We start from the raw sequence: 25,169 nt of genomic DNA on the forward strand, positions 1-25,169 counted from the left end.
TTCAGCGTTGCTCGGATCGCCCAATCCAGTTCAAAAGAGTCCGGGAGACACTATGCAGATCGATGTGCTGGTTGATGTAAAGACAACCATCGGTGAAGGTCCTTTGTGGGACGTGCAGGAGCAACGCTTGTACTGGATCGACGTGGTCGGCGGTCGCGTGTTTCGCTGTACCGCCGACGGCCGCGAGCTTCGCACCTGGGAGATGCCCGACAGCATAGGGTCGATGGCGCTGCGTCAGGGCGGCGGCGCGGTGGTTGCGCTGGGCTCGGGCTTGCACCTGCTCGACTTCGAGACCGGCGACACCCAACTGATCGCCCACCCCGAAGCCGACAAGCCGTATAACCGCTTGAATGACGGCAAGGTGGACGCCCGCGGCCGCTTCGTCTTCGGCAGCATGGACACCCGCGAAGGCTTTGCCGACGGCACGCTGTTCCGCCTCGACCCCGACTTGTCGGTGCACCGGCTGGACGCGGGCTTTGCGATCTCCAACGGCCCGTGCTGGAGCCCCGATGGCTCGACGTTCTATTTCTCGGACACCTTCTCCGGGGAAATCTGGGCGTATGACTACGATCTCGACACCGGCGCCATCGCCAACCGCCGCACCTTTACCAACGCAGGCTTCACGCCGACGACGGCAACCGATGGATCAACGGTCGATGCCGAGGGGTTCCTTTGGAACGCCCAGGTTTATGCCGGCAAGCTGTGCCGCTTCGCGCCGGATGGCAGCCTCGACCGCGTCATCGAAATGCCGGTAAAGAAGGTCACCAGCGTTGCCTTCGGCGGGCCGGAGCTGGACATTCTGTACGTCACCTCCATGGCCAGGCCGCCTTTGCCTCGCTACCCCGGCGACAACCAGATGCGCGGAAGCCTGTTTGCCGTTCGTGGCCTGGGTGTCAGAGGCTTGCCCGAGCCGCGCTTTGCCGGTTAGGCGTATCTGGCAAGCCATTTGCGATCTGGATAGAATCGAAAATTTCTGCGTTTTGCTGATTTCATTGGCAAGAAATAATAAGAGACGACCCAGCGCATGATGCTCCCGAAGTTGATGCACATCCGCATGTTCGTAGCGGTTTACGAGGAAGGCTCCTTCACCGTGGCAGCCAGCCGCGAGGGTTTGGGCCAGTCCGGCGTTTCGGCGCATGTGCGGCAGTTGGAAACCCAACTGGGTGTGCGCCTGTTCGCCCGGGACCGGGCGATCATCCCGACGCCGGCGGGCCATGCCTACTACCAGGAATGCGTGCAGTTGCTGCGTCTGCACGAGCACGCATGCAACGCGGTCGGCCGCCGTGCGGAGCCGTCCGACGGCGTTGTCCGCGTCGGCATGATTCCGACCATGACCCGCTCGGTCTTCAGCCGCGCGCTACGAGCCTTCGAAGCGGCTTATCCGAATGTCTCTGTGCAGTTGACGGAAGGCGCTGGCAGCGTGCTGGCGACGGCCGTGCGGCGCGGCATGCTGGATTTCGCCATCACCCAGCGGATGTCCAACGATGCCGGCGGAACCGGTGGAGCGGGGGGCCTCGGGACTTCGTTGTTCACCCGGACTCCGGCGTTCCTGGTGTCTTCCCCGAACTCGGGCTTGCCGCACTGCAAACCGGTGCGTTTGCGCGAAATGAACGACCTGCACCTGGTCCTGCCCGTTGGCCGGCGGCCGCTGCTGGAACAGTATCTGGTCGATCACAAGGTGCCGATCGTGCAGCGGCTCGGCGGGTTCGAGTCCATGCTCGGCGCCATGGACCTGGTGCGTTCCAGTCACTGGTCCGCGATCATTTCCGGGTTGTTTATCGCCGATGACCTGCGCCGCCGCAGGTTCACCCTCAACCCGCTGGCCGACCCCATCCTCTGGGACGACATGCTGCTGGTGGAGCCCGCACGTAAACCGCTGTCCCGGGTGGCGCAGAACTTCATCGCGGTGTTGCGCAAGGCCACCGAGGAAATCAACGCCATCCCCATCCAGATCGCTTACGGCGTGCAGATGCCGAGTATGGGCCAGCCCTTTGTCCTTGAAGAGCGCAAAGACCATGAATGATTCGTTGCCCGGCTTGCGCGAGATACAGATGTTCGTGGCGGTGTATGAGACGCGCTCGTTCACCGCAGCGGCGGCCCGCGAATTCGCCACACAGTCAGGTATTTCCCAGCATATAAAGCAGATTGAAGAGCTGCTCGGCGTGCAGTTGTTCGACCGGCAGAAAATCGTCGAACCCACGGCGGCAGGCACGGTGTTCTATGGGCACTGCCTGCAGGTGCTGGCAGCCAACGCCAAGGCACTTCAGTCGCTGGATACCTTCGAGCGTGGCCTTGGAGGGGAAGTCCGTTTTGGCGTAACGCCTACGCTGGCGAGCCACCAGCTTGCGCCAGCCTACTTGCGCCTGATGGAACATAACCCGAACGCCTCCATCGCCGTGATCGACGCTCCGAGCAATATGCTGATCGACATGGTGCGGGCGAATGAACTGGACTTTGCCATCATCCCTTCGATTTCCGAGCCCCCTACGGATTTGGCCACGACGGTGTTTGCCGCCACGCCAGCGTTCCTGGTCTCGGCCAATAACCACAGCGGCGGCTTCGAACATGGTCAGGTCATCGACTTCGACAAGTTGGTCGGCCTCAAGCTTCTGGCCCCCGACAGCCGCGAGCATGCGCAGTGGATCGGTACGCCGGTGGATCCCGGCTCGGGACCGGGGCCTTGCTACCAGCTCGATGCGGTGTTGGCGACGCTTGACCTGATTAGGCAAAGCGAATGGATGGCGATTCTTCCGGGGTTGCTATTCGTTCACAGCTTCAATGCCAGCCCGGCAGAGCGGGATTTCAAACTCAACCCGTTTTCCGGCGCGGGCCTGACGCTGGAATTGTTGTTGGTTCAACCGCCACGCTCGACCCCGTCGCCGCTGATGCTGGAAGTCATCGAGACGATTCGGGGCATTACCGAGGAGCACATACAGCGGTTGAGTGCGTTTCAGTCGGGGACCTATTGATTAGCCACAACCAGTGGGAGCGAGCTTGCTCGCTCCCACTGGGATCAGGCGTCTTTCAGTGATTTCTCCGCCATCGGGCTACCCGAAAAACCAGCGACCTTGCGCAGCACGCGGTCGGTGCCGTCACGCGGGCTGCCGGACGCATCGGGGTGATCGTCGAACCAGTTTTCCTTGTCGGGATAGCGGTACATCAAGTCGACCATCAGCCGGCGTTCGGCAATCAGCCAGACCCCGTCGCGGCGTTCGAAGCGATCGAAATAGCGCGCCCACAACTTGACCGTCTCGCCTTTCCAGTGATGCCGCTCGGAGGCGGCGTGATCGGCCTGCAGGTAGGTTTCGACAAAGGCGATTTCCGGCCCGTCGAATTCGATCAGGCTGTTTCCGAGAAAATGCTGGGTTCGATTGAAGCGGGGCATTTCGTCGGTCAGAAACTGGAAGAATCCTTCGGCGCCGCCGACATGCAGGCTCTCAGGGAAGTGGATATAGGCATCTTTATGGAAGGCGCCGCGCACCAGCGACATGTCGATGCGGTCGAGGCCGCGGCAGTAGCGCAGCAGCACATCGTGAATTTCGGTGCGCGCGGCAAGTTCTTCTAGGGTCATGGCAATCTCCTGGACTCGTTGTTATTGGTTTTGCAGGGTTTGACTGAGGGGCATGGGGCAGCAAGTAGCCGGTTTCACACGTCCTTGGCCGGAACGATCGGAAGCTGGATAAAGCCCGGGCGGTCCGGCCCGGTGTAGACCGTGTTCCACGCGCCGTCGTGGTAGCCGGCGTCATAGCCATGACGAGGGCCGTGATCGACGCCGTCGAACGGCTGGATATCCACGCGCAGGCGGTAGCCTTTGCGGAGCAACGCGGTGTTCGGAATGATCTCGATCTCGACCGGCACCACTTCATCGCTTTTCAGCGGTGCATGGTCTGCCCGGCGGTGGGTGTGCTTGACGGTGTAGTGGGTCGAGCGCGCCGTATCGATCGTGCGGTGCGACGCCTTCAGCCAGCCCTTGGCGAGGGGATAGTTGGGGACGTTCATGCCCATGGTGGTCGGCCCGGCGTAGTCGACTTCCTGGCCGTTTTCGTCGAGGACCCGCAGGCTCAGGTAGATGTCCATGTCCGCGCTGCTGGATGAGACCCACACGCGGGCTTTGCCGTAGCCGGCGAACACCATGTCCTCGGTCAATGGCTCGCTGATGAACGCGATGCCGGTTTTCCAGATTTCCAGGACCGACGGCGGCTTGACTGGCAGGAAGCAGGGCGCAATGCCCATGCGCAGGTCCAGGGGAATCTCGGCGGAGTAGCGCGCTTGGGCATCGGTCGCGGGCGGCGTCGGCAACAGGCGCAGGAAGTCAGTGCGGTAGGCATCGCCTTGCCAGTCCGAGGGCGAGGCGTCGAAGTACCAGCGCGGGTAGGTCGTCCTGGCGATCGGCCATTCCTGTTCCTCTTGCAGGTAAGAGGCGCCGTTGCCACTGCGAATCTCCAGGCGCACCGGCGGCGTGTCCATGATGCCGTTGTCGATACCCTTTAACCAATGATCGAAGAACGCGCGATGGTCGGCGATGGCGCTTCGTGAGTAGGGCTTGGTAAACCAGTCTTCCCAGAAGTCTATTTTCTTGGCCGTGGTGTTCGTCGCCAGGTACGCCTCGCTGCTGCCAAGCTGGTGGAAATGCGCCATATGGGTGGTGCAGGCCACGGTCCAGAGCGGCACCTTGACCTTGCTCATGTCCGGACTCATCAGAATCGTGGAGCGGGGGCCGAATGCGGTCGTGGTGTCGGCGTCCCTGAAGGGGGTTGCTTTGAGCAGGCCGATAAAGTCGACGGCATTGGGCTCGCCGCATACGGCCGCGAGGACGCCCGCCTTGTACCAGTGAGTGAAGAACTCTTCGTTGAGAATCCCGCCGGTGTACGCCACTTCGTCGTACAGATCGACATCGGTGCCGATGGCGATCATTGCTTTCAGATGCCGCGGTTGCAGGCTCGCGGCGGCGTGTTGGCTCATCGCGTAGTACGACATACCCCACAGGCCGACGTTGCCGTTGCACCAGCTCTGCACCCCGGCCCAATCGATCGCATCGCGAAACGCCTCGGCGGTCTCGATGCCAAAAGGTGCGAGTGTGCCAGGGTTCTTGCCTGAGCCCGGGCCATCGACACGCACCAGCACGTAGTCGTGGGGCACCCAGTCCACGGTGTTTGCCGTTTCGTGGTTTTCGAACACTTGCCCCTCGGGGTTGCCATGGAAATAGCGCTCTTCCATCTCTTCGTGGGCGGCAAAATCGGCATCGTCGGCGATCGAGTGGTGATAGAACGCACGGCCGTAAGGACCGCAGTTCATGATCACCGGGAACTGCCCGTCCTTGGCCGGGCGGAAGACATCCGCGTACACGTGCAGGCCGTTCTTCAGCGGAATCTTCACGTCCTTGAAACGCAGGATTCCGAGGATATTGCGCCGTACTTCATTTCGCGCCGTCGCCGCGGTGCACAGCTCGCGCGGTGTGCGCTCGGTAAACAAGCCCGCTGCCGAAAGTTCGGCGAGCAGGGTGGCGATCAAGGGGTCTTGTTCGAACTCGAGGGCTGGGTTCAGGGCCAGGCCGGCAAAGGAAATATCGTGGCGGAAGTTGATCCGGTGTTTGCCGATGATGTCGTGTACGGCCGGGTCGATGTTGATGCCACCGTTCAGATCACCGTCGCGGTCAAGCGAGCAGACGAATCGTGCAATGTTGGTCAACCCGGCATCGAGCAGCTTGCTGATATTGCCGTCTACGCGGCTGACGATATCTGCCAGGTTGATGTGCGGGGCGCCGATAGCCGAGCCGATTGATGTGTTGCCAACCAGAAAGGCGATGCGCTCGCCCTCACGGTATTGGAACTCGCCCTTTTCAGTAGTGATTCCGGCAAGGCTGGGGGTCTGGTATTTCAAGCCGGCAACCGGGCCGGAAAAAATACCGGTGCGTAGCGTGCGCTGAAACGTCTGCGGGGTATCGCTCATGACGAGGTCCTCTTGTTGTGCAGATCTTGGTGTTCCGTGGGAGCAGCGACGCGAGTGTAGGAGCTTGAAGAAATTAACTCAACATTCGTTGAGAAAATTATATAAGCTGCTGACCAACCAACAACCGCAGGTTGCAAGAGCGATGACAGGCGACAAGGAAACAGCACCAAGGAAGGTCGTGACGCGCGGGCCAGGACGGCGATCAGGTTCGGTCAGCAGCCGGCAGGCGGTGCTCGACGCCGCGCGCGCGCGTTTCGCCAACGATGGCTTCACCGCGACGACGATGCGTCGGGTGGCCGCAGATGCGGGGGTCGACGTGTCGATGGTGATGCAGTTTTTTCGTTCGAAAGACGGGCTTTTCGCCGCCGTGATGAACATTCCGCAATCGGCGCTGGAGAAGCTCGGCGAGGTGTTCGAGGGCGCGGACGAGCAGTTGGGCGAGCGCGTTGTTCGGGCTTTCTTCAAGGCCTGGGAGGGGGAACCCGAGGAATCGGAGCCGCTGATGGCGATGCTAAGAAACGCGATGGTGAATGAGCAGGCGCGCGATCATCTGCGCGACTACATCGAATCCAGGCTGGCAACGGGCGGCACCGAAACGCTCGGGCCGAATGCCCGGCTGCGGGCTGGTCTGGCGTTATCCATGCTGGTGGGGGTGCTGACGGGCAGGCAAATCATCGGTGTGCCGGTGCTCGCCGAGGCGCAGCGGGAGACCTTGGTCACGACGCTTGCCCCGGCGATCCAGCAGACGCTGCTGCCGACTGGCTGATCTGCGCCCGTTGCGGTGCGCAGATCAGCCAGTCGGTCAGCGTTCAAGGCACCACAGGTATCTGCAGATAGCTCGGGTGTTGCGGGCCGGTGTAGATCCGGTTCACTGCATCGACGTGATAGCTCTTGTCATAGGCGCGGACGGGAACGCCTGCGGGCGCATAAGGCTGGATATCCACCAGCAACCGATGACCTTTGCGGATCAACGCTGTACTAGGGTTGAGGCCGACTTCGATCGGCACGATTTCGTCGCTGTGCAGCGGCGCGCAGTCTTTCTCCAGGTGGGTATGAACAGGCCAGTAAGCGGTAGAGCGTTCGCTGTCGAGCTTGCGCCGCGAGACCTTCAACAGGCCGTGGCCGACCGGGTGAATGTGTACCGGGTCCACTGGAAGCACTACGGACTCGTAGCGAATCTCCTGACCCTGCTCATCCAGCACCCGCAGTGACACGAACGCGTCCATGTCCGCGCTGCTCGATGCAACCCACAGACCCACTTTCATATAACCCGCGAGCACCATGTCTTCGCTCATCGGTTCGCTGACAAACGAGACGCCGGTTGACCAGCGCGGCGTGCCGTCAGTGGAACCGCCGGGCGCGAGGGTCGGGGTGCCAAGGTCCAGGTGCGCGTCGTATTCGGCGCTGGCGTTCGCGCTGGGCACGGTCTCGATGATGCGCAGCACATCCGGGCGGCGCGGGTCTTTCTGCCAGGCCGAAGGTCGGGCGTCGAGATACCAGCGGCGGTATTGGGTTCGCGTAATCGGCCATTCCTGCTCGTGCAGGACGAAATGGGCACCGTTGCCGGTACGGACTTGCACCCGCACCGGTGCTTCGTCCATTACGCCGTTGTCGATACCCTTGAGCCAGTAATCGAAGTAACGCATGTGTTCGGCGAGCGACTTGTTGCTGTACGAGCCGGGGAACCACGCGTCGGTGAAGTCGAACTTGCGCGCCTTGGCTGCGGTGGAACGAATGAAGGTTTCGCTGCTGCCCAACTGGTGAATGATGGCGCCTACCTGAGGCCCGACGATCCAGACCGGCGCAGTGGCCTTGCTCATGTCCGGGCGCATGAAGATGCTGCCGTGCGGGCCGTAGGCGTTGATGTCGTTGAATGGCGTGGCCAGCACACGGGCCATCCAGTCGGTCTCGGGGCGCTCGCCGCAGTGGTTGTTGCCGGACCAGATCTTCCACCACCAGTTCCAGAACCCGGAACCGAAGATGCCACCGCCGTACAGCGCCTCGTTGTAGATATCGGCGTCGGTGCCTTGGGCGATCATCGCTTTCAGGTGGGACGGCTGCAGGCTGGCAACGTTGTGCTGGGCCATGGCCAGGTACGACATGCCCCACAAACCGACATTGCCGTTGGACCACGGCTGGGTGCCGGCCCATTCGATGGCGTCGTAATAGTCTTCGGCCTCCTGCACGCTGAACGGCGCTTGCAGGCCCGGGCTCTTGCACACGCCGCGGGCATCGACGCGGATACACACGTAGCCTTCCGGGACCCAGACCGAGGTGTCGACGGTCTCGTGGTTTTCATACTGGGCGCCATCCGGGTTGCCGGAGAAATAGCGGTCCTCCATCTCTTCTTTGCGGATGACGTCGGCTTCGTTGCAAATACAGTCGTGATAGAAGCTTTTGCCGTAGAAGCCTTTGCTCATGACGATCGGGTACTGGCCCTCGGCTGCCGGGCGGAAAACGTCGGCACAGACATAGGACCCATCGCGCAGCGGAATGCGCACATCGGTCATCTTCACGATGCCGCGAATGTTGCGGCGCAGCTCGTTGCGGCTGGTGGCGGCGTCGCACAGGGTGCGCGGCGTTCTGGCGGTGAATACGCCCGGGGTGGCGTTCAGCGTTTCGAGGATGTGCTGCAGGGTCGGGTCGTTGGCAAATCCGGCGGGGCCGCCTTGGCCCATGGGCATGACGGGCGGGCTGAAGTTGATCGGGGTGGCGCCGATCAGCTCATGCACCTGGGGTGCGATGGTGACTCCCGACTCGATATTGCCTTGCTGGTCCAGGGTATGGACGAAGCGGGCCATATTGGTCACCGAAGGATCCAGCAGCTTGTCGATCTTGCCGTCTACGCGGTTGGCCAGTTGGGCCAGGTTCAAGCGTGGCGCCGCCTCTACGGCGCCCAGAACGATGCCGCCAACCATGAAGCTGATGGCCTCGTCGGCGCGGTATTGAAATTCGCCCTTGTCCGAGGTCACGCCAGACAAGGTGGGCGTGCGGTATTTGAGACCGACGATCGGGCCGGCGAACACACCGGTCAAAACAGGACCCGAAATGGGTGCAGAAGACTTGGTCATGGGTAGTCCGTGAAACATGCGCGTGAGAGGAGAGGGTTGCAGTGCCGGAGTCGTCAACCCGCCAGGATCGGCAGTTGCAGATACGAGGTATAGCGCCCGCCGGTGTGGATAACGTGCTGCCCGTTGTTGGCGCCGGTGTATTCAGCAATGCCCGGCATCAGCGTACCGGAGAGGTTCCGCGAGCTGATGATGAAGCGCAGTTGTTCACCTGGGTGGAACGCCCAGCCGAGCGGAAGCAGGTCGATCTCGATGGCCACGATTTCACCCGGCGAAAGCGTCTCGACGCGGTCGAAGGTATGCGCGGGCACGTCATCGGTTGTCAGCACTTCATCGAGGTGGCGAGTCGATACGCGCAGGCGGCCATCAGAGCCCTTGTAGCGCAGCACCGTGGCGCCGTGGTCGGTGAGATCGTGAATCCTGGCGCTCTGGTTGGGCGCGGTGAATTGCTGGAGCGGGGTGCCGAATTTGTCGAGTTTCTGGATCAGCACAAAAAGATCCATGTCGTCGGCACCGCGGGCTTCGACCCACAGGTGCGCCTTGGGATAGCCCACCATCACGGTTTCCTGGTCGAAGCGGGCGATGAAGGACACCACATCCGGATTGGCGCCGACGTCATACGTTGCCGGCACCTCGGCACCGGGTGCAGTCGGGCTCAGGGTGCGTGCGCCGCCATCGAGGTACAGCTTGGTCGAAACCACTTCCTTGGGCGGGAATGCCTCTGCCGGCACATTGAGCCGGTCACCGCCCTGGAAGTCATGAACCGCGTAGCGCACCCGTGGCGTCTGTTCCCAGCCGTTATCCACGTCCTTGAGGTAGCGGTCGAAGAAGCGCCGCAGGTCTTCGACGTTCGCTTCGTCGTAGTAGTCAGGCCATTCCTGGCTGTTGTGAATGCGCAGCCATTTGTCTGCTGATGCGATGCGCCGCCAGCCGCGGAACGTGCCGGCGGTGTGCAGCGTGTTGGAGTAACTGGCCACGACGAAGGCGGGCACGGTGATGCGGTCGAATTCGGGAATCTTGTCGGCCCACAACGGGTTTATCAGCGGGTAGCGCTGCGCCTCGGACAGAATGTCTTCTTTCTGGTTCTTGCCGAAGAAGCTGCCGTTCTGAAGGAGGCCAGCGAAGCCGACGTCAGGCATGCCGCCGCGCATCACCAGATCGCGGTAAACATCGCTGACACCTTCCCAAGGGTTTATCGCTGCCAGGTGTTTGGGCTGCTCGGCGGCGGTAAACCACTGCGACACCGCCAGATACGAGGTGCCGCTCATGCCGACTTTGCCGGTGCACCAGGATTGTTCGGCGAGCCACTCGATCAGGTCGTGGCAGTCACGGCCTTCCTGGCGGTCCCACAGCACGCTGTCACCTTCGGAATCCACGCCACCACGCACGTCAGGGTTGCAGATGGCATATCCCTGGGCGCACCAGTAGGCCGGGTCCGGCGCTTCGAACTTGGCCAGCCCCGAGACAACCGAATTGCTCAGCCCGACCAGACCAAATACCCCCATGACGCTGGCGGACGTGCCCTGGCCTTTGCCATAGGGACTCCACGCCACGATCACCGGCACCTGCTCGGTGCCGGCAGGGCGGAACACATCAACATAGATAGTCACGCCGTCGCGCAAGGTGACGGCCACGTCTTTCTCGAAAACGATATCGACAGGCAAGGGCCGAAATGGCGGCGCGACCTGGAAACCCGCCTTCAGCGTTCGGGTACCAGGTTCGAATGCGGTGAACAAACCGGTTCTGGCCGCCGGTAGCGGGTGGGACGGCACGAACAGCTTCTGGCAGTCACTCATGCTTGCTCCTTTCTTGTTTTTGGTTAGGACCGACTGGCCTAAGGTACGGCGGCAAAATAAATTAATCAACATGCGTTGATATATGTGAATATGGCAAAAAAACTGAGCACCACCATGGAAGAAGAAACCACTAGCGCAGCACGACGTGGACGACGGCCTGGCCCCACCAGCAGTCGGCAAGCGGTGCTGGACGCTGCGCGAGTACGCTTCGCCAGTGCCGGATATGCACGGACGACCATCCGCCTGGTCGCCGCAGACGCGGGAGTCAACGTTGCTCAGGTGATGCAGTTTTTTCGCACGAAGGACGAACTCTTCGCGGCCGTCATGGCGATCCCCCCGTCGGCCCTGGAGCGTTTCGGCGCCTTGTACGAAGGGCCAGACGATCGCTTGGGTGAACGGGTAGTGCGCGCCTTCCTCGCGGCGTGGGAAGGCATACCCGAAGAGTCCAGGCCCTTGATGGCGACGCTGCGAGGCGCCTTCGTGAATGACCACGCACGTGACCAGCTCCGTGGTTTTATCCAGTCCCGATTGCTGACAGGCACTCGCGAACGCCTCGACCCCGAGGCGAGGCTGCGGGCTGGCCTGGTAGCGTCCTTGCTCATTGGCATGGTTGTCGGCCGGCGGGTGATCGGAGTGCCCTTGCTGACGACAGCAGAACCGGAAGCGTTGGTCAGCGTGATTGCGCCAGCCATTCAACAGATCCTGGCGCCCTAGACAACAGCCTGGGTAGCCGACAACGGGAGCTTCAAGATGGGCAATTTTTCTGCCGTCAGTTTGGAATCTGTGTGCGTCGGCATCTTGCTTGGCCAGTCCGCCGCATTGAAGGACCGGCTGTTGGACCGGCATCTGATGCCGCTCAGCATCACCGCCGCTCAGTTCAAAGTGCTGAGGATCATTTCTGGCGGCGATAACACGGCGGGAGCGCTGTGCCGACATCTGTCCATCCATAGCGCCGCCATGAGCCGCATGCTCGATCGTCTCGAACGCAAGGCGCTCATCGTCCGCTCTCGGGACAACCATGACCAGCGTCAGGTTCGTTTATCGCTGACAGAAAAAGGGCAGTCAGTGAGCACTCAGCTTCCGATGCTGGCGTGTGCGGCCATGAACGAATTCACGGCCGGGATTACCCAAGAAGAGCTCGCTCAGCTCGAAAGGCTTCTGGAAAAGATGCTGTCTTCGTGGCTGATGAGAGAACGATTTTGAGCCATCTGGCATGCTTGACGCTGCCGCGTTATCAACTGGAGCCAACTTATGAAAGCCGCCATCGTTCACGCCTTCGACCAACCGCCGCGCTACGGCGAGATCGAAGCCCCGCAAGCCGCACCAGGTGAAGTCCTGGTACATGTTCGTGCCGCCGCGCTCAGTCAACTGGTGCGTGCCCAGGCCAGCGGCAAGCACTACAGCAGCGGCAAGACGCTGCCAGTCGTGCCCGGCGCCGACGGTGTTGGCCTGCTTGACGACGGCAGCCGCGTGTACTTCGCCTTTCCCCGTGCGCCTATCGGTGCGATGGCCGAGACCGTGGCCGTAGATGCCCGTTATTGTGTGGCCGTGCCGGATGACATCGACGACATCACCGCCGCTGCGATCGCCAACCCTGGCATGTCGTCCTGGGCGGCCCTGCAGGCGCGGGCGCACTTCAAGCCGGGCGAGCGGGTATTGATCAACGGCGCTGCTGGTACGTCCGGGCGGCTGGCGATTCAAGTGGCGCGGCACCTCGGCGCATCGCGGATCGTGGCGACCGCGCGTAACCCGGCGGTGGAAGCGGAACTGCGCGAACTCGGCGCCGACGACTTCATTCGCCTGGATCAACCAGTTGACCAGTTGACCGCCGCGTTTCGCGAGGAAATCCAGGGCAGGGGAATTGAGGTGGTACTCGACTACCTCTGGGGGCAACCGGCAGCCTGCATCCTCGATGCGCTGCTCGGCCACGGTGGCGGTGGGGCCGCGCCGCGCCTGCGCTTCGTCAACATCGGTGCGCTGGCTGGGGCAACCTTGCCAATGAGCCCGGGCGTGTTGCGCAGCTCCGGGTTGGAAATGCTGGGCAGTGGTTTGGGAAGTGTCTCGAATGAAGACCTTTTAAAGATCGTTGGGCAATTACTCCGGGCGATAAAGCCAGCGCACTTGCAAGTAGACGCCGAGGCCGTGCCGTTGAGCGAAGTTGAATCGACTTGGCAGCGTAGTGCCGCGGAACGGATTGTGTTCACTATTTAAGTGGGGCAGGAGGCAATGTGAGCGACGTCGTGTAGCCCACTGATACTTGCGCCAGACGCTTCCCCCACCTCGTGAGCCGAGTCGTCTGCCCACCGTTCGCGGGTACATAAATACGCATGATGCCGAATGGGATCGCTTGGATTAGAGGGTTGAAGTCCTATGCGTAGCCACGCGGAGGAAAAATCGCGGTCGATAGGGGGGGCGGAAAAAATATGATGAGGTTCGGAAGCAGCATCACTATCAGCACTCGCTCCGACTCGCCAAGGGAAGAGTGGTGAACCCGGGTTGACGGTAACTCTTCTTTCAATAGGGAGACGAATGAGTCAGGGCGGAGTGGACAGCTTGCACAGTGTCAACGAGCTCGGGCTGGCAACAGTTTGTAAAACGCCAAACCACCACTGAACGTTGATGCCGCACATGAACAAGTACACAATTAAGGCCATCCCTCGCTGAGAGGGTTGGAAAAAACCCATATTTTCAACGGGTAGGAAGCCGGATGTGAGTCTCGTTTCCCGCTCCAAACATGGCGCTACAGGATTCAATAGAGTGCTGTAGCCAAGAAAAAAGGACCTTCGGGGCCTTTTTTCGTTTCTGCCGAAACCGCTGAAAACCACCAGTATCCGCGCATTTTAAGTACACGATTAAGTACACGAATTCAGTGCCTGATCCGGTGGGATGCTGAAGCGGATTGACGCTGGAGCTGCTTGGGCAATGTGACAAGCATCTGGTTCCTGACCCCGCTCAGGAGCTTGTTATGCCACTTTCTGATATGGCCGTCCGGCATGCCCGGGTCACCGGCACCACTTACTCCCTCACTGACGCCGATGGGCTGTCCCTCTACGTCTCTTCAGGCGGCAGCAAGATCTGGCATTTCCGCTATTACTGTTTTTCAGCAGGTTATGAGCTGTAGCCATAACTTGAGGAAGGGTGTGTGGCGACTGCATCTGTCCCGATTCTGGCAGTGGTCGATGGTGCCCTTCCCGGGCATTCCTATATTCTCCCTGCGAGCCCCTTCGCGCCTGGACCCGAGCATGCAAATCGATGAAGAACTGACCCTGAAGAAGCTGGAAATCTTCCTCGCGTTCATGCACAGCGGCAATCTCGCCCGCGCCGCCAGCGAGCTGGAGACCAGCAGTGTCAGCGTGCATCGGGCTATCCATTCGCTGGAGAACGCCCTGCGTTGCCCGCTGTTCAAGCATGAAGGGCGCAAGCTGACGCCGCTGGAAAGTGCCTATGTGCTGGAGGAAAAGGCCCGCAAGCTGATCCAGGACGCCAGCGAGATGGTGCGCCTGACCCGCGAGGCCGCGGGGTTCTCGTCCGAGCGCTTCAAGCTCGGCGCGTTGTATTCGCTGACGGTGAAGACCGTGCCGCAACTGGTCATGGGCCTGAAGCTCAGGCGCAGCGAGCTGAACATTGATCTGACCCTGGGCTCCAACGTCGATCTGTTGTACCGCCTGAAGAACTTTGAACTGGACGCCATTCTGGTTTCGCTGGATGAAAGCACCAGCGACCCGGCGTGCGAGCAGTTGCCGCTGTTCTCCGATGACATCTTCCTGGCCGTGCCCACCGATTCGCCCTTTGCCCTGAAAGAGGAAGTGGACCTGGCCGATCTCGCCGGCTCGACCTTCATCACGCTGACCCAGGGTTTTGCCACCCACCGCGACGGTGTGCGGGTGTTCGAGCAGGCCGGGTTCAAGCCCAACGTGGCCATGCAGGTGAACGATATCTTCACCTTGCTCAGCATGGTCAGTTCAGGGGTTGGCTACGCCTTGCTGCCGGGGCGGATTTCGGCGGTCTATGAGAACCGCGTCAAGCTGATTCCGCTGCAGCCGCGCTATCGCCTGCAGCAGCATATCGGCGCGGTGTTTCTGAAGAGCCGGGAGCGCGACCCGAACCTGCTGGCGCTGGTCGCCGAATGCCGCATGTACAGCCGCCGCAGCGAAGGCTGACGCGACGACGCCCCGGTGCGTGGCCGGGGCGTCGGGAACTGCGAAGGCGTGTGTCAGCCGACCAGGGCGCGCACGCAGAAATACAGGATTGACGGACCCATCAGGCAACCCAGGCCGGTATGGAAGGTGGCGGTCAGGGCGCCGTAGGGCACCAGGCGCCGGTCCGTCGCCGCCAGCCCCGCGGTTACCCCGCTGACGGTGCCGGCCAGGCCACCGAAGACCATCGCCGAGCGTGGGTTGTCGAGGGCCAGCAGGCGCGCCGAGACCGGGGTGAAGACCATCACCAGGATCGCCTTGATCAGGCCGGTGGCGATGGACAGCGCCATCACATCCGAACTGGCACCCAACGCTGCACCGGTCACCGGCCCGACGATGTAGGTCACTGCACCGGCTCCGATGGTGGTCATGCTCACCGCATCGCGGTAGCCGAAGCTCCAGGCAACTGCGGCGCCGACGATAAAGGGCAGGACGGTGCCGAGGAGCAGGGCGACCACACCGATCATCCCGGCCTTGCGTGCTTCGGTAGCCTGCACCTCGAAGGCTGTGGCAACGATGGCGAAGTCACGCAGCATGGCGCCACCCATCAAGCCGATCCCGGAAAACAGGGCCAGGTCGGCCAGGCCTTTCTGGCCGCCGGTGAGGTTGCCGCCGACCCAGGCCAGCACCAGGCCGATGACGATGGCGATGGCCGAGCCGTGGACCCGGCCTAGGGTCAGGTAGCGTGACAGCAGAACCGAGATCCACATCACCCCGCCGACAATGGCGAACGCGGTGATCAGGCTGTTGTGTTCCAGTGCATTGACGATGAGATCGGGCATGTCAGCGGCCTCCTGCCGGGACGACGGTGGCGTCAGTTTCGACGCACTCCTTTTCCAGCGGTTCCCCGCGGTGGGTGCGACTGATCAGGGCGATGGTCGCGCCACACAGCAGCACTGCGCCGACGGCGGCCAGCAGTGCCACCGGGCCGCCATGCAGGGCGGTGACGACGTTCTGCTGGGCGGCCATGGCGACCACGATGGGAATGTATATCGCGCCCCAGAAGCCGACGCCCAGTTCGCATTCCTTGCTCATGCCACCGTTGCGATGCATGTACAAACGGGCACAGATCAGTAGGATCATGGCGATCCCGACACCACCGACATTCGATTTGACGCCCAGCAGGGTTCCGAGAAAGTCACCGATGATGACACCGGCAAGTGTGCATATGGCCAGCAGGGCCACTCCGTAAATGATCATTGTTGTTGTCCTCGCGTTGAGTCGAAGTTGCTTGTTGTTGTTCTTCGAACGGCACGGCAGTTATCGGGTTGAGCTCACCTCCCTGCGCAGCAGCGCATCCAGGGTATGGGCGCGGGTGTCCTGGCAGGTGACCACCGTCCCGGAGTTGAAGACAGGCCTGGCCAGGCCGGCGAGCACGCCGCCGGGTGGCATTTCCACCAGCAGGCGCACACCGCGCTCCCAGGCCGTGCGAACGGCACCGGCCCAGTCGACGCGGCGGCACATGTTGAACGCCAGGTCGTCGCGCAGGGCCTGCGGGGTATGCAGCGGCCTGGCGCAGGTGCTGCTGAGAAAGATGATGCCGGGCTGGCGCAGGGGCACCGAGGCAAAGGCCTGCGCCAGTTCCGCAGCCGGGGCATCCAGCAGCCGGCAGTGCGACGGCACGCTCATGGCCAGGCGTTTGGCGCAGCGCGCCCCGAGGGCAAGTGCCTGGTCGGCGACCCGCGCCATGGCCGCATCGCTGCCAGCAATCACGAACTGCTGCTCGGTATTGATATTGGCCAGGAACACCGGCTCGCTGGCGTTGCCGATGAGTTGTTCGACACGGCCCTGATCCAGCCCGATCAGGGCGGTCATGCCGTAGCCGCTGGGGTAGGCGTGCTGCATCAGTTCGCCGCGCAAGGCCACCAGGCGCACGGCGTCGGCATAGTCCAGGGCGCCGGCGATCACTGCCGCCGGATAAGCGCCGATGGACAGTCCGCACACGTAGCCGGGTGGCGGGTTGCGTTGCAGCAGTTGGCGAGCGGCAGCGACCCCGGCCACCAGCAGACACAACTGGACCGCGCGGGTGGAGACCAGTGCTTCACGGCTGTCGAGGCGCAGCAGCGGCTCGCCGAGAACATCGCTGGCTTCTTCCAGGCAGACCCGTCCCGCGGCATCGTCGACCAGGTGCTGAAGCATGCCGGGTCGTTGCGCGCCCTGGCCGGGAAAGGCGAACAGGCTGCTCATGCCGGTTGCTCCGCGAGGTGCCAGGGATCAGCGACCAGGCGTGCGCCGTCGCGATGCTTGAGCAGGACACGTGCGCTATCTGTCACCCACTCGGCCAGCGCCACGGCACCGTTGGGGGTTTCCAGTTGCAGGTCGATCCGGCAGGCCAGGTGCTTGAGTGCGTGGCTCAGCGACCTGGCTGTTGCGCGGTCGAAGGGCGTCGGCGTGCGCAGCAGCAGGTCGAGATCGCTGTCGGCATGCAGCACCGTATGACCGGTTGCCAACTGGTAGGCAACGCCACCCGTGGGGCCCCAGTCCAGACCGGTGCCGTCGAGGATCGGTGTCACCTGCTTCAGGGCAGCCAGCGCTGGGAGATTCGCCGGACCGTTCAGGCGCAGGTCCTCGGGGCGTCGCCGGCAACGCACCGCCTCACGCGGCATCCATGCCGCCAGACGCCGGGCGCGCTCATCGCCGCGAAGACCGACAGGCATCCACCCTTCATCACCGCTGGCCCGCCGTACCACCACCGGAAAGCCAGCGGCCAGCACTTGCCGTGCCCACTCCGGAGCATCGTCGGGCAGTTGCTCCGGGGGCATGCCCCAGAGCAGATCGTGCGCGCCAAAGATCGTGTTCATCCGTCGCTCCCTACACCGGAAAAAACTGCTATCGCCGAACTACCATTGGGCCCGCAATTGCTCGCGTACCCGCGACGACATCGCCCGGTTCGGTGCGCCAAGGCGGCTGCGAAGATCTGTGCTGGTGCCGATATCCAGCACCGCCCGGGCCAGCGATTCGTTGACCTTGGCGATGTCCGCCGCACCGGGCTGCTCGACGCTCTGGACCTTGACCCGGTCCCACAGCAGCCCGAGCGAGGCATAGCTGGCGATGTCATAGGCCATGGGCGGCACCGTGGCGGCCAGGCTTTCCAGCTCCTCGATGCTGCGCAGGGTGATGCGCGCGGCGGCGGCCTTGCCCATGGCGTGGACCATCACACCGTCGTCGTCCAGCGCGATCAGTCGCTGGGCCTGATAACCGTGGGCCAGGAATGCCCCTGACATTGCCTTGCCCACCAGCAGGGCAATGAGCGGATGGCCCGCGAGCCGGGCACGGGCATAGGCGTCGACCGCTCCGGCCAGTGCCTGGTGGATACCCAGCGCTTCCTCGCGACGACCGTAGGCCTGGCTCGGCACATCGACAATGGCGACCAGTATTCGAGGGCTTCCCCCCGCATCCGCCTCGATGGCCTCATCGATGGCCTTGGCCAGCCCCCAGCCTTCCAGCAGCCCGACCTCACCCTGGCGGGCCCGGGGAAACGGGTTGTGCGGGGCCGGGACCACCGCCAGGTAGCGCGCTGGCCGGTTGCCCAGTTCGCCGTCGATGACTTTCACCGAGGCGGGAAAGCCCGGCAGTTCATGGCCGCAGGCCAATGCGTTCAGCCACTCGGTTCCTCGGCTCATTGCAGTTCTCCCTGGTAAATGGTCCGCACACGGCCGGCATCCAGTTGTTCACAGTCGGTGCCGAGCTTGTTCAGAAGCGCGAAAAAATCGGCGTAGCGTCGGCTGCGGGGCAGGGCCGGTTCGCCCGCCGCGACGGCGGCGAGGAGGGCCTGGCGCAGTTGCTCGACATCGTCTGCGACATAGCTGTCGGCCAGCCCGCAGGCATGCCGCTGTTCACCGCCGGTCAGGCTCCAGATAAAGGGCCGGTCGCGGGAGTCGTATTCGTCGATGCCGGCTTCCTGCTCGATCACCTGCGGGCCATTGAGGCCCAGGCGCGCCTCACGGGTGACAATCAGATGACTGCACAACCCGGCGGCGATGGACATGCCGCCAAAGCAGCCGACCGACCCGGCAATCAGACCGATGACCGGCCGGAATTGACGCAGTTCGACGATCGCTGCCTGGATCTCGGCAATGGCGGCCAGACCGAGGTTGGCTTCCTGCAGGCGCACCCCGCCGGTTTCCAGCAGGAGCACGGCGGCGGTGGGAATGCCGTTGCGGTTGTCTTCGACGGCCAGCTCCAGGGCGCCGGCGATCTTGGCTCCGCCGACTTCGCCCATGCTGCCGCCCTGGAACGCGCCCTCGATGGCCGCCACCAGCAGTGGCTGACCGTCCAGGGTGCCCTTGGCAATGACCACACCGTCATCGGCCTGGGGCACGATGCCCTGGCCTGGCAGCCAGGGCGACATCAGGCGATCGAACGGACCGAGCAATTCGCGGAAGCTGCCGGCATCGAGCAACGCCCGTGCACGCTGGCGTGCATCAAGCTCGACAAAGCTGCGACGGTTCAACAGGCGGGCCAGGTCAGTCATGGGAAATCTCCTCGAAGCCTTGTTCCAGGCGCAGCCGAACGACGCCCGGTGTCGCGCCGAAGTCGTGGATATCGATGTTCATTGCCGGCAGCACCTGCCCGGTGAACAGGCGCTGGAACAACTGCTCCCAGCGCGGCGCGCTGCCGTTGACCGACGTCACCACATTGATCGTCAGCACGCCGTGCACGCCCGGTTCCAGCAGCACTTCAAGATCGCCGGAGCCGACGCAGCCCACCAGGGCACGTCCCGCGCCAGGCTGCCCGGCGGGGAAGGTAAAAGACAGGGTTTCCATGGTCAGAGGCTCCCGACGTTATCAAGGAACAGGCAGGCCGCCAGCAGGTCGGCGGCGCCGCCCGGAGAGGCGTTGAGGGCGAGCAGGCGGGTATCCAGCTCGCGCAGGCGACGGCGTCCGGCCAGGCTGGCGCTGCCACCGGCGTCCAGTACCGCTCGAGCGCCTTGTTGCATGATGTGCAGCCCTTGCGGACCGGCGCGCCAGAGCACGCAGGTATCGTCCAGAGTGGCCATGATTGCCAGCAAGGCGTCGAGGCGCGCGTTCTGTTCTCCCGCGTTGCGGCTGCGGCTGTTCCTGAGTTGCGGCAGGCCGTGGCCGAGCACGGCAGGGAAGCCCGATTGCGCTTCTTCCCGGGCGCCGCGTGCGCCGTAGCGGTGTTTTACCTGAAGGCCGTGGCTGTCCTGTTGCCTGGGTGCAAAACGGTCGTCGATCAGGGCGATACGCCCGGCGCGTGCGGCGACCGCTGCGGCCTCTTCGCCCGACGCGCTCAAGGCGCAGGACGCCACCAGCAGGCCCAGGGCCCAGATCGCGCCACGGTGGGTGTTGACCCCAGCGGTGGTCGCCAGCATCGCGCGCTCACCCTCGCGGCCAATATGGCCGAGCGCCTCGCGCAGCGGCTGGCCGACCTCGCCGATGGCCAGTGCAGCCTCGGCCATTTCCTTGAAGCAGGGCCACAATGACAGGGCCGAGGCGTGCATCAGGCCCAGGTGCAGGTCGTTGTGCGCGCCCGTGCCGCGGCGGTCCACCAGCGCTGGTTTGGGCGACAGGTCGGCCTCGTCGATCAGGGCGTCCACCGCCAGGTCGGCGAGCAACTGGGCCAGTGGCAACGGGACTTGAATCAGTGTCGATGCGTTCATTTACCAGCTCCTGAAGCGTGCGGGCGGCTTGTACAGATCCCCGGACCAGTCGACCAGTTCGGCGATGCTCTTCGCCGCCAGCAGCGAGCGGCTGGCCTGGTTGCGCTGAATGCCCAGGTCTTCCGGCAGGGCGATCAGGCCTTCACGGCGCATGCGCAGGGTCTGCTCTGGATCATGGCGCAGCCCGATAGCGGTAATGCCTGCCACCGCAGCGATCATTGCCTGGCGTTCTTCGAGGGAGCGCGCCTTGTACAGGTAGGCGATGCCTTCCTCGGTGAGCAGGTGGGTGACGTCGTCGCCGTAGATCATCACCGGTGCCAGGGGCATGCCGGCTTTTCTGGCCACGTCCACGGCATCCAGGGTCTCGACGAAGGTGGGTTTGCCGCCTTCCTGGAAGGTCTCGACCATCTGCACCACCAGCTTGCGGCCCCGCTCCAGAAGCGTCACCGGCTCGGTCATATCCAGCCAGGCCGGAGTGACATGCCGGCGACCACGCGGGTCGTGGCCCATGTTCGGCGCACCGCCGAAGCCTGCCAGGCGACCCCGGGTAACCGTCGACGAATGCCCGTCGCCGTCCACCTGCAAGGTGGCGCCGATGAACAGATCCACCGCGTACTGGCCGGCCAGTTGGCACATCATCCGGTTGGAGCGCATCGACCCGTCGTGACCGGTAAAGAACACATCAGGGCGCTGCGCTATGTAGTCCTCCATGCCCAGTTCGGTACCGAAGCAGTGCACGCTTTCGACCCAGCCGGACTCGATCGCGGGGATCAGCGTCGGGTGTGGATTGAGCGTCCAGTTGCGGCAGATCTTGCCCTTCAGGCCGAGGGATTCGCCGTAGGTCGGCAGGATCAGTTCGATGGCGGCAGTGTTGAAGCCGATACCGTGATTGAGGGACTGAACGTTGTGCTTCTCGTAGATCCCGCGAATTGCCATCATCGCCATCAGCACATGCACCGGTTTGATGTGGCGCGGATCGCGGGTGAACAGAGGCTCGATATAGAAGGGCTTGTCGGCGACCACCACAAAATCGACCCAGGATGCCGGGATATCGACGCGCGGCAAGTCACGGACATCGTCCACCAGTTGATTGACCTGAACGATGACAATGCCATTGCTGAACGCGGTCGGCTCGACCAGGGCCGGGGTGTCCTCGGTGCTCGGGCCGGTATAGATGTTGCCCTCACGGTCGGCCATGAACCCGGCCACCAACGCGACGTTGGGAATCAGGTCGACCAGCAGGCGCGAGTAGAGCTCGATATAGGTGTGGATGGCGCCGACTTCCAGGCGTCCGTCTTCGAGCAACTGACTGATGCGCAGGCTTTGTGGCCCTGCGAAAGAGAAGTCGAGCTTGCGTGCAATGCCCTGTTCGAACAGATCCAGGTGCTCGGCGCGGCTGACGCTGGGCATGATCATGTGCAGGTCATGCAGCTTGCCGGGGTCCGCCTTGGCAAGTGAGCGGGAGAGGAAATCCGCCTGCTTCTGGTTATTGCCTTCGAGCACCACACGATCGCCAGAGGCAATCAGCAGTTCGAGGGCTTCCACGATTCGTTCGCTGGGTATCACCGCGCCGTCTGCCAGATGGCGTACCTGATCGAGCCTGCGCTGCTTTTCGGCACGCCGACGCGACCATTGCGGTGGGGGGGAGGGGCTTATTGTCATTGTGTTGCTCCACGGGTCCGCTTACGTGGAGTCAAATTAGGTGGCAAGGCCGGGTGTATCAATCAAGCTGCAATGCTGATTATTACTCTAAGGTTAACTATTCAAGGCTAGCTTCGTAGTCCTGCCGGTCCCCCGCTGACCCCGCAGGGCCGATCCGTCAGTCATGCTCAAGCTGGACGTACTCCAGCATTTTCTGACTTCCATCCAGAATGTCGCTGCAGATTGCTTCCCGCGCGGCAGCGCCATCCTTTTTCTTCAGCGCCGAAAGCACATCCCAGTGATGATCGATTGCCATACGCTCGTTGAAGCTCCCGTAGGCACTGGCAATCAAGGGTCCCGTTCGCATCCACAGGCCATCCAGGATGCCGGACAGCACTGGCATGTCCGCGATCTGCGTCAGGGCGTAGTGAAACTCATGATTGTGGGTGAGCGCTGAGGCCAGATTGTTGTCCTGGATTGCCGCGAGATTACTTTGAATACAGGTTTCCAACTGCTCCAGCTGCTGCGGCGTCACACGTGCCGCCGCAGTCTCTGCCGCCAGTCCTTCCAGCGACAGGCGGATGCTTCGAATCTCCAGATATTGCCTGGAGGTCAGCATTGGGACCCGTATGTCTCTCGGGGTCTTGAGAATCAAAGCCTGTTCTTTGGCGAGCTGCAGGATCGCGTCGCGGACAGGCGTGACACTGGTGCCCAGTTGCTCGGCCAGATCGCGAATGCGCAATCTGTCATTGGGTTTGAAGCGACCAGTGATCAGAGCCTCTCGCAGCAGGCCATAGATACCGCTGCCCAGATAGGAGTGCTTCAGATTCTCGATGGGGTAATTCATTGCTTACTCGTGTGCGACACGTGCCCGAATGGGGTGGGAGACCTTCCCGGACAGAGTATCGGATAACTCAAACATGTTGCCCACCATTCACGTGTATCTCGGCGCCATTCACATAAGAGGCGCCATGGGTGCACAGGAAGTGAATCAGGGCCGCGACTTCTTCCGGTTTGCCCATCCGTTTCATCGGGATGGATCGCTCGACGATAAGCTCTGTGCCGGCAGACAGGATCGAGGTGTCAATCTCCCCTGGCGCGATAGCGTTCACCCGGACGCCGTGAGCGCCGAAGTCATGGGCCATTTCCCGCGTCAGCGCTGACAGCGCAGCCTTTGAGCAGGCGTACGCGACGCCTGCGAAAGGGTGGACGCGGGAACCGGCGATGGAGGTGACATTGATCACCGAGCCTTTCGCCGCTTTCAACTCTGCGAAAAGGCCCTGAGCCAGCAGGGCCGTCGAGAACAGGTTGACGTTGAACACATTCAGCCAGGTGGCGTAGTCGGACTCCAGAACGCCAAGGCGTTCGCCATTCGCGCCTTTTGGAGAGATCCCCGCATTGTTGACTAGCGCATCCAGTCTGCCGCCGAGCTTCTCGCGAATCTCGGGAAGCATTCTCTGGACGTCTTCAACACTCCCCAAATCGAGATGAATGTGATTTGCCAGACCCTCCGCCCAGGGACAACCTTCGCCCAGGTCCTGTCTGGAGGCTGTGAACACCCGCCATCCCGCAGCATTGAAATGCTTCACGGTGGCGTGGCCAATACCGCGGCTTGCGCCGGTGAGAAGCAAGGTACGTTGGTCGGTCATGGTGCGATCCCTTTGGCTGGTAGGGCCAAGCGTAGCTTAAAAATATGATGCATCATATTTTTATTGTGGTTTAATGGCTCGCCCCTATAGCCGGGGGAGACGTATTTCCATCAATAAGGAAGCGTCTTGCTCGACCTGTTGCTGCCACTACAAAAAAACTGCCATCCCTTGATGCTGCCCACGACCCCGTAGCTCACCTGGAGAGACGCATGAACATAAAAATCGCAGCTGTACTGGTGCTTGGAGCACTCGCAGGACCGTTGAACGCCGCTGAAAAACTCACCGTGGTTTCGTTTGGTGGCAACAACCGCCAAGCCCAGGAAAAAACCTTCTATCAACCCTTCACCGCGAAAAACGGCGTGAGCATCACGGCGGATGACTACAACGGTGAGATGGCAAAAATCAAAGTGATGGCCGACACCGGCACAACCACTTGGGATGTCATTGAGGTTGAATCACCGGAGCTTATTCGCGGCTGTAGTGAGGGACTGTTCGAGCCTTTGGACTGGGATCGAATTGGAAAGAAAGAAGACTTCATACCGGCGGCAGTCAGTGACTGTGGCGTGGGCATTTTCATCTGGTCGACCGTACTGACGTACGATCCCAAGAAAGTTGCCTCTGTCCCGCAGAGTTGGGCTGATTTTTGGGATGTGAAGAAAATTCCAGGGAAGCGTGGCCTGCGGCGCGGCGCTAAATTCACCATGGAGTTCGCCCTGCTTGCCGATGGAGTTGCCAACCAGGATCTGTACAAAGTGCTTGGCACTGAAGAGGGTATCAAGCGCGCGTTCAAGAAGCTGGATGAGATCAAATCCAACATTCAATGGTGGGATTCCGGAGCCCAGCCCTTGCAGTGGCTGGCGGCTGGCGATGTGGTCATGACGTCGGCCTATAACGGTCGCGTTACCTCTGCACAGGACGAAGGCCAGTCGTTCGCAATGCAATGGAACGGAAGCCTCTACGACCTCGACCACTGGGCGATTGTCAAAGGCACCAAGAAAAAGGAACTGGCAGAGCACTTCATCGCCTTTGCCAGCCAGCCGGTTCAGCAGAAAAACTTCGTCGAAGCGATTCCCTATGGTCCCAGCAACAAAAATGCGATGGACCTGGTGGACAAGAAGATTGGTGAAAAGCTTCCAACGGCTCCCGACAATCTGAAGAATGCCCGTGCGACCGACGCGGAGTTCTGGATTGATCACGGTGAAGACCTGGAAGAGCGTTTCAACGCTTGGGTTAATAAGTGATTGATG

Annotated in this window: 25 protein-coding genes; 10 read left to right on the forward strand and 15 right to left on the reverse strand. The window is 62.2% G+C overall.

The window, feature by feature from the left end:
- The first annotated feature begins 52 nt into the window (after positions 1-52).
- From CKW37_RS15530 to CKW37_RS15540, 3 genes are all read left to right on the forward strand, one after another.
- Positions 53-928 carry an SMP-30/gluconolactonase/LRE family protein gene (locus CKW37_RS15530; protein ID WP_095156587.1) on the forward strand — a complete coding sequence of 292 codons (876 nt, stop codon included), beginning with the start codon at positions 53-55 and terminating at the stop codon, positions 926-928.
- A 96-nt stretch (positions 929-1,024) separates the two neighbouring features.
- Positions 1,025-2,023, forward strand: a complete 999-nt coding sequence (locus CKW37_RS15535) for a LysR family transcriptional regulator (protein WP_095156588.1) — start codon at positions 1,025-1,027, stop codon at positions 2,021-2,023.
- On the forward strand, positions 2,016-2,969 hold the full coding sequence (locus CKW37_RS15540) for a LysR family transcriptional regulator (RefSeq protein WP_095156589.1): 954 nt from the start codon (positions 2,016-2,018) through the stop codon (positions 2,967-2,969). Before CKW37_RS15535 ends, CKW37_RS15540 begins: the two co-directional genes overlap by 8 nt.
- Positions 2,970-3,013: 44 nt before the next feature.
- Here the strand turns inward: CKW37_RS15540 and CKW37_RS15545 are convergent, their stop codons facing one another.
- Together CKW37_RS15545 and CKW37_RS15550 are read right to left on the reverse strand one after the other, a co-directional pair.
- Positions 3,014-3,571, reverse strand: coding sequence for a nuclear transport factor 2 family protein (locus CKW37_RS15545; protein ID WP_095156590.1), 558 nt, complete (start codon positions 3,569-3,571; stop codon positions 3,014-3,016).
- 74 nt (positions 3,572-3,645) lie between these two features.
- On the reverse strand, positions 3,646-5,949 hold the full coding sequence (locus tag CKW37_RS15550; protein ID WP_095156591.1) for a CocE/NonD family hydrolase: 2,304 nt from the start codon (positions 5,947-5,949) through the stop codon (positions 3,646-3,648).
- Between the two features lie 64 nt (positions 5,950-6,013).
- Here CKW37_RS15550 and CKW37_RS15555 point away from each other — a divergent pair, with 64 nt between their 5' ends.
- The gene (locus tag CKW37_RS15555; protein ID WP_256587765.1) at positions 6,014-6,715 is read left to right on the forward strand and encodes a TetR family transcriptional regulator; all 702 of its coding nucleotides are present in this window, start codon (positions 6,014-6,016) and stop codon (positions 6,713-6,715) included.
- 43 nt (positions 6,716-6,758) lie between these two features.
- Here CKW37_RS15555 and CKW37_RS15560 read toward each other — a convergent pair whose 3' ends face one another.
- On the reverse strand, positions 6,759-9,020 hold the full coding sequence (locus tag CKW37_RS15560; protein ID WP_095156593.1) for a CocE/NonD family hydrolase: 2,262 nt from the start codon (positions 9,018-9,020) through the stop codon (positions 6,759-6,761).
- 53 nt (positions 9,021-9,073) lie between these two features.
- Positions 9,074-10,813, reverse strand: coding sequence for a CocE/NonD family hydrolase (locus CKW37_RS15565; protein WP_095156594.1), 1,740 nt, complete (start codon positions 10,811-10,813; stop codon positions 9,074-9,076).
- Positions 10,814-10,927: 114 nt separating this feature from the next.
- On the opposite strand from CKW37_RS15565, the gene CKW37_RS15570 reads away from it, so the two are divergent.
- From CKW37_RS15570 to CKW37_RS15590, 5 genes are all read left to right on the forward strand, one after another.
- Positions 10,928-11,527, forward strand: coding sequence for a TetR family transcriptional regulator (locus CKW37_RS15570; protein ID WP_095156595.1), 600 nt, complete (start codon positions 10,928-10,930; stop codon positions 11,525-11,527).
- Between the two features lie 36 nt (positions 11,528-11,563).
- The gene (locus CKW37_RS15575; protein ID WP_095156596.1) at positions 11,564-12,016 is read left to right on the forward strand and encodes a MarR family winged helix-turn-helix transcriptional regulator; all 453 of its coding nucleotides are present in this window, start codon (positions 11,564-11,566) and stop codon (positions 12,014-12,016) included.
- Between the two features lie 48 nt (positions 12,017-12,064).
- Positions 12,065-13,024, forward strand: a complete 960-nt coding sequence (locus tag CKW37_RS15580; RefSeq protein WP_095156597.1) for a zinc-binding alcohol dehydrogenase family protein — start codon at positions 12,065-12,067, stop codon at positions 13,022-13,024.
- 754 nt (positions 13,025-13,778) lie between these two features.
- On the forward strand, positions 13,779-13,934 hold the full coding sequence (locus CKW37_RS15585) for an Arm DNA-binding domain-containing protein (protein WP_177454429.1): 156 nt from the start codon (positions 13,779-13,781) through the stop codon (positions 13,932-13,934).
- A gap of 121 nt (positions 13,935-14,055) precedes the next feature.
- Positions 14,056-14,973 carry a LysR substrate-binding domain-containing protein gene (locus tag CKW37_RS15590; RefSeq protein WP_095156598.1) on the forward strand — a complete coding sequence of 306 codons (918 nt, stop codon included), beginning with the start codon at positions 14,056-14,058 and terminating at the stop codon, positions 14,971-14,973.
- Between the two features lie 53 nt (positions 14,974-15,026).
- Here the strand turns inward: CKW37_RS15590 and madM are convergent, their stop codons facing one another.
- From madM to CKW37_RS15645, 11 genes are all read right to left on the reverse strand, one after another.
- The gene (madM, locus tag CKW37_RS15595) at positions 15,027-15,791 is read right to left on the reverse strand and encodes a malonate transporter subunit MadM (RefSeq protein ID WP_095156599.1); all 765 of its coding nucleotides are present in this window, start codon (positions 15,789-15,791) and stop codon (positions 15,027-15,029) included.
- A gap of 1 nt (position 15,792) precedes the next feature.
- Positions 15,793-16,209 (reverse strand): malonate transporter subunit MadL, encoded by a 417-nt coding sequence (gene madL, locus CKW37_RS15600; RefSeq protein WP_095156600.1) that lies wholly within the window; start codon positions 16,207-16,209, stop codon positions 15,793-15,795.
- A gap of 60 nt (positions 16,210-16,269) precedes the next feature.
- On the reverse strand, positions 16,270-17,196 hold the full coding sequence (gene mdcH / locus CKW37_RS15605) for a malonate decarboxylase subunit epsilon (RefSeq protein ID WP_095156601.1): 927 nt from the start codon (positions 17,194-17,196) through the stop codon (positions 16,270-16,272).
- On the reverse strand, positions 17,193-17,810 hold the full coding sequence (locus tag CKW37_RS15610; protein WP_095156602.1) for a malonate decarboxylase holo-ACP synthase: 618 nt from the start codon (positions 17,808-17,810) through the stop codon (positions 17,193-17,195). Before CKW37_RS15610 ends, mdcH begins: the two co-directional genes overlap by 4 nt.
- A 39-nt stretch (positions 17,811-17,849) precedes the next feature.
- Complete coding sequence (gene mdcE, locus CKW37_RS15615) at positions 17,850-18,632, reverse strand: biotin-independent malonate decarboxylase subunit gamma (protein ID WP_095156603.1); 783 nt, start codon at positions 18,630-18,632, stop codon at positions 17,850-17,852.
- Positions 18,629-19,483, reverse strand: coding sequence for a biotin-independent malonate decarboxylase subunit beta (locus CKW37_RS15620; RefSeq protein ID WP_095156604.1), 855 nt, complete (start codon positions 19,481-19,483; stop codon positions 18,629-18,631). The genes mdcE and CKW37_RS15620 overlap by 4 nt, the downstream gene beginning before the upstream one ends.
- Positions 19,476-19,775, reverse strand: coding sequence for a malonate decarboxylase subunit delta (locus CKW37_RS15625; protein WP_095156605.1), 300 nt, complete (start codon positions 19,773-19,775; stop codon positions 19,476-19,478). Before CKW37_RS15625 ends, CKW37_RS15620 begins: the two co-directional genes overlap by 8 nt.
- 2 nt (positions 19,776-19,777) lie before the next feature.
- A complete protein-coding gene (locus CKW37_RS15630) occupies positions 19,778-20,632 on the reverse strand; it encodes a triphosphoribosyl-dephospho-CoA synthase (protein ID WP_095156606.1) in 855 nt (284 codons plus the stop codon).
- Positions 20,633-22,294 (reverse strand): malonate decarboxylase subunit alpha, encoded by a 1,662-nt coding sequence (mdcA, locus tag CKW37_RS15635; RefSeq protein ID WP_095156607.1) that lies wholly within the window; start codon positions 22,292-22,294, stop codon positions 20,633-20,635.
- Positions 22,295-22,451: 157 nt separating this feature from the next.
- The gene (locus CKW37_RS15640; protein WP_095156608.1) at positions 22,452-23,120 is read right to left on the reverse strand and encodes a GntR family transcriptional regulator; all 669 of its coding nucleotides are present in this window, start codon (positions 23,118-23,120) and stop codon (positions 22,452-22,454) included.
- A 67-nt stretch (positions 23,121-23,187) separates the two neighbouring features.
- On the reverse strand, positions 23,188-23,922 hold the full coding sequence (locus CKW37_RS15645; protein WP_095156609.1) for an SDR family NAD(P)-dependent oxidoreductase: 735 nt from the start codon (positions 23,920-23,922) through the stop codon (positions 23,188-23,190).
- 209 nt (positions 23,923-24,131) lie between these two features.
- Here CKW37_RS15645 and CKW37_RS15650 point away from each other — a divergent pair, with 209 nt between their 5' ends.
- The gene (locus CKW37_RS15650) at positions 24,132-25,163 is read left to right on the forward strand and encodes a polyamine ABC transporter substrate-binding protein (RefSeq protein WP_095156610.1); all 1,032 of its coding nucleotides are present in this window, start codon (positions 24,132-24,134) and stop codon (positions 25,161-25,163) included.
- Positions 25,164-25,169 lie beyond the last annotated feature (6 nt).

Origin of the sequence: Pseudomonas sp. Irchel 3E13, assembly GCF_900187455.1 — a bacterium.
Taxonomy (GTDB): domain Bacteria; phylum Pseudomonadota; class Gammaproteobacteria; order Pseudomonadales; family Pseudomonadaceae; genus Aquipseudomonas.

What these genes read in the sequence shown, in the direction of transcription:
- CKW37_RS15530 (WP_095156587.1), top strand. Translation starts at nt 53, where the DNA reads ATGCAGATCGATGTGCTGGTTGATGTAAAGACAACCATCGGTGAAGGT.
- CKW37_RS15535 (WP_095156588.1), top strand. Translation starts at nt 1,025, where the DNA reads ATGATGCTCCCGAAGTTGATGCACATCCGCATGTTCGTAGCGGTTTAC.
- CKW37_RS15540 (WP_095156589.1), top strand. Translation starts at nt 2,016, where the DNA reads ATGAATGATTCGTTGCCCGGCTTGCGCGAGATACAGATGTTCGTGGCG.
- CKW37_RS15545 (WP_095156590.1), bottom strand. Translation starts at nt 3,571, where the DNA reads ATGACCCTAGAAGAACTTGCCGCGCGCACCGAAATTCACGATGTGCTG.
- CKW37_RS15550 (WP_095156591.1), bottom strand. Translation starts at nt 5,949, where the DNA reads ATGAGCGATACCCCGCAGACGTTTCAGCGCACGCTACGCACCGGTATT.
- CKW37_RS15560 (WP_095156593.1), bottom strand. Translation starts at nt 9,020, where the DNA reads ATGACCAAGTCTTCTGCACCCATTTCGGGTCCTGTTTTGACCGGTGTG.
- CKW37_RS15565 (WP_095156594.1), bottom strand. Translation starts at nt 10,813, where the DNA reads ATGAGTGACTGCCAGAAGCTGTTCGTGCCGTCCCACCCGCTACCGGCG.
- CKW37_RS15570 (WP_095156595.1), top strand. Translation starts at nt 10,928, where the DNA reads ATGGAAGAAGAAACCACTAGCGCAGCACGACGTGGACGACGGCCTGGC.
- CKW37_RS15575 (WP_095156596.1), top strand. Translation starts at nt 11,564, where the DNA reads ATGGGCAATTTTTCTGCCGTCAGTTTGGAATCTGTGTGCGTCGGCATC.
- CKW37_RS15580 (WP_095156597.1), top strand. Translation starts at nt 12,065, where the DNA reads ATGAAAGCCGCCATCGTTCACGCCTTCGACCAACCGCCGCGCTACGGC.
- CKW37_RS15585 (WP_177454429.1), top strand. Translation starts at nt 13,779, where the DNA reads ATGCCACTTTCTGATATGGCCGTCCGGCATGCCCGGGTCACCGGCACC.
- CKW37_RS15590 (WP_095156598.1), top strand. Translation starts at nt 14,056, where the DNA reads ATGCAAATCGATGAAGAACTGACCCTGAAGAAGCTGGAAATCTTCCTC.
- madM (WP_095156599.1), bottom strand. Translation starts at nt 15,791, where the DNA reads ATGCCCGATCTCATCGTCAATGCACTGGAACACAACAGCCTGATCACC.
- madL (WP_095156600.1), bottom strand. Translation starts at nt 16,209, where the DNA reads ATGATCATTTACGGAGTGGCCCTGCTGGCCATATGCACACTTGCCGGT.
- mdcH (WP_095156601.1), bottom strand. Translation starts at nt 17,196, where the DNA reads ATGAGCAGCCTGTTCGCCTTTCCCGGCCAGGGCGCGCAACGACCCGGC.
- CKW37_RS15610 (WP_095156602.1), bottom strand. Translation starts at nt 17,810, where the DNA reads ATGAACACGATCTTTGGCGCGCACGATCTGCTCTGGGGCATGCCCCCG.
- mdcE (WP_095156603.1), bottom strand. Translation starts at nt 18,632, where the DNA reads ATGAGCCGAGGAACCGAGTGGCTGAACGCATTGGCCTGCGGCCATGAA.
- CKW37_RS15620 (WP_095156604.1), bottom strand. Translation starts at nt 19,483, where the DNA reads ATGACTGACCTGGCCCGCCTGTTGAACCGTCGCAGCTTTGTCGAGCTT.
- CKW37_RS15625 (WP_095156605.1), bottom strand. Translation starts at nt 19,775, where the DNA reads ATGGAAACCCTGTCTTTTACCTTCCCCGCCGGGCAGCCTGGCGCGGGA.
- CKW37_RS15630 (WP_095156606.1), bottom strand. Translation starts at nt 20,632, where the DNA reads ATGAACGCATCGACACTGATTCAAGTCCCGTTGCCACTGGCCCAGTTG.
- mdcA (WP_095156607.1), bottom strand. Translation starts at nt 22,294, where the DNA reads ATGACAATAAGCCCCTCCCCCCCACCGCAATGGTCGCGTCGGCGTGCC.
- CKW37_RS15640 (WP_095156608.1), bottom strand. Translation starts at nt 23,120, where the DNA reads ATGAATTACCCCATCGAGAATCTGAAGCACTCCTATCTGGGCAGCGGT.
- CKW37_RS15645 (WP_095156609.1), bottom strand. Translation starts at nt 23,922, where the DNA reads ATGACCGACCAACGTACCTTGCTTCTCACCGGCGCAAGCCGCGGTATT.
- CKW37_RS15650 (WP_095156610.1), top strand. Translation starts at nt 24,132, where the DNA reads ATGAACATAAAAATCGCAGCTGTACTGGTGCTTGGAGCACTCGCAGGA.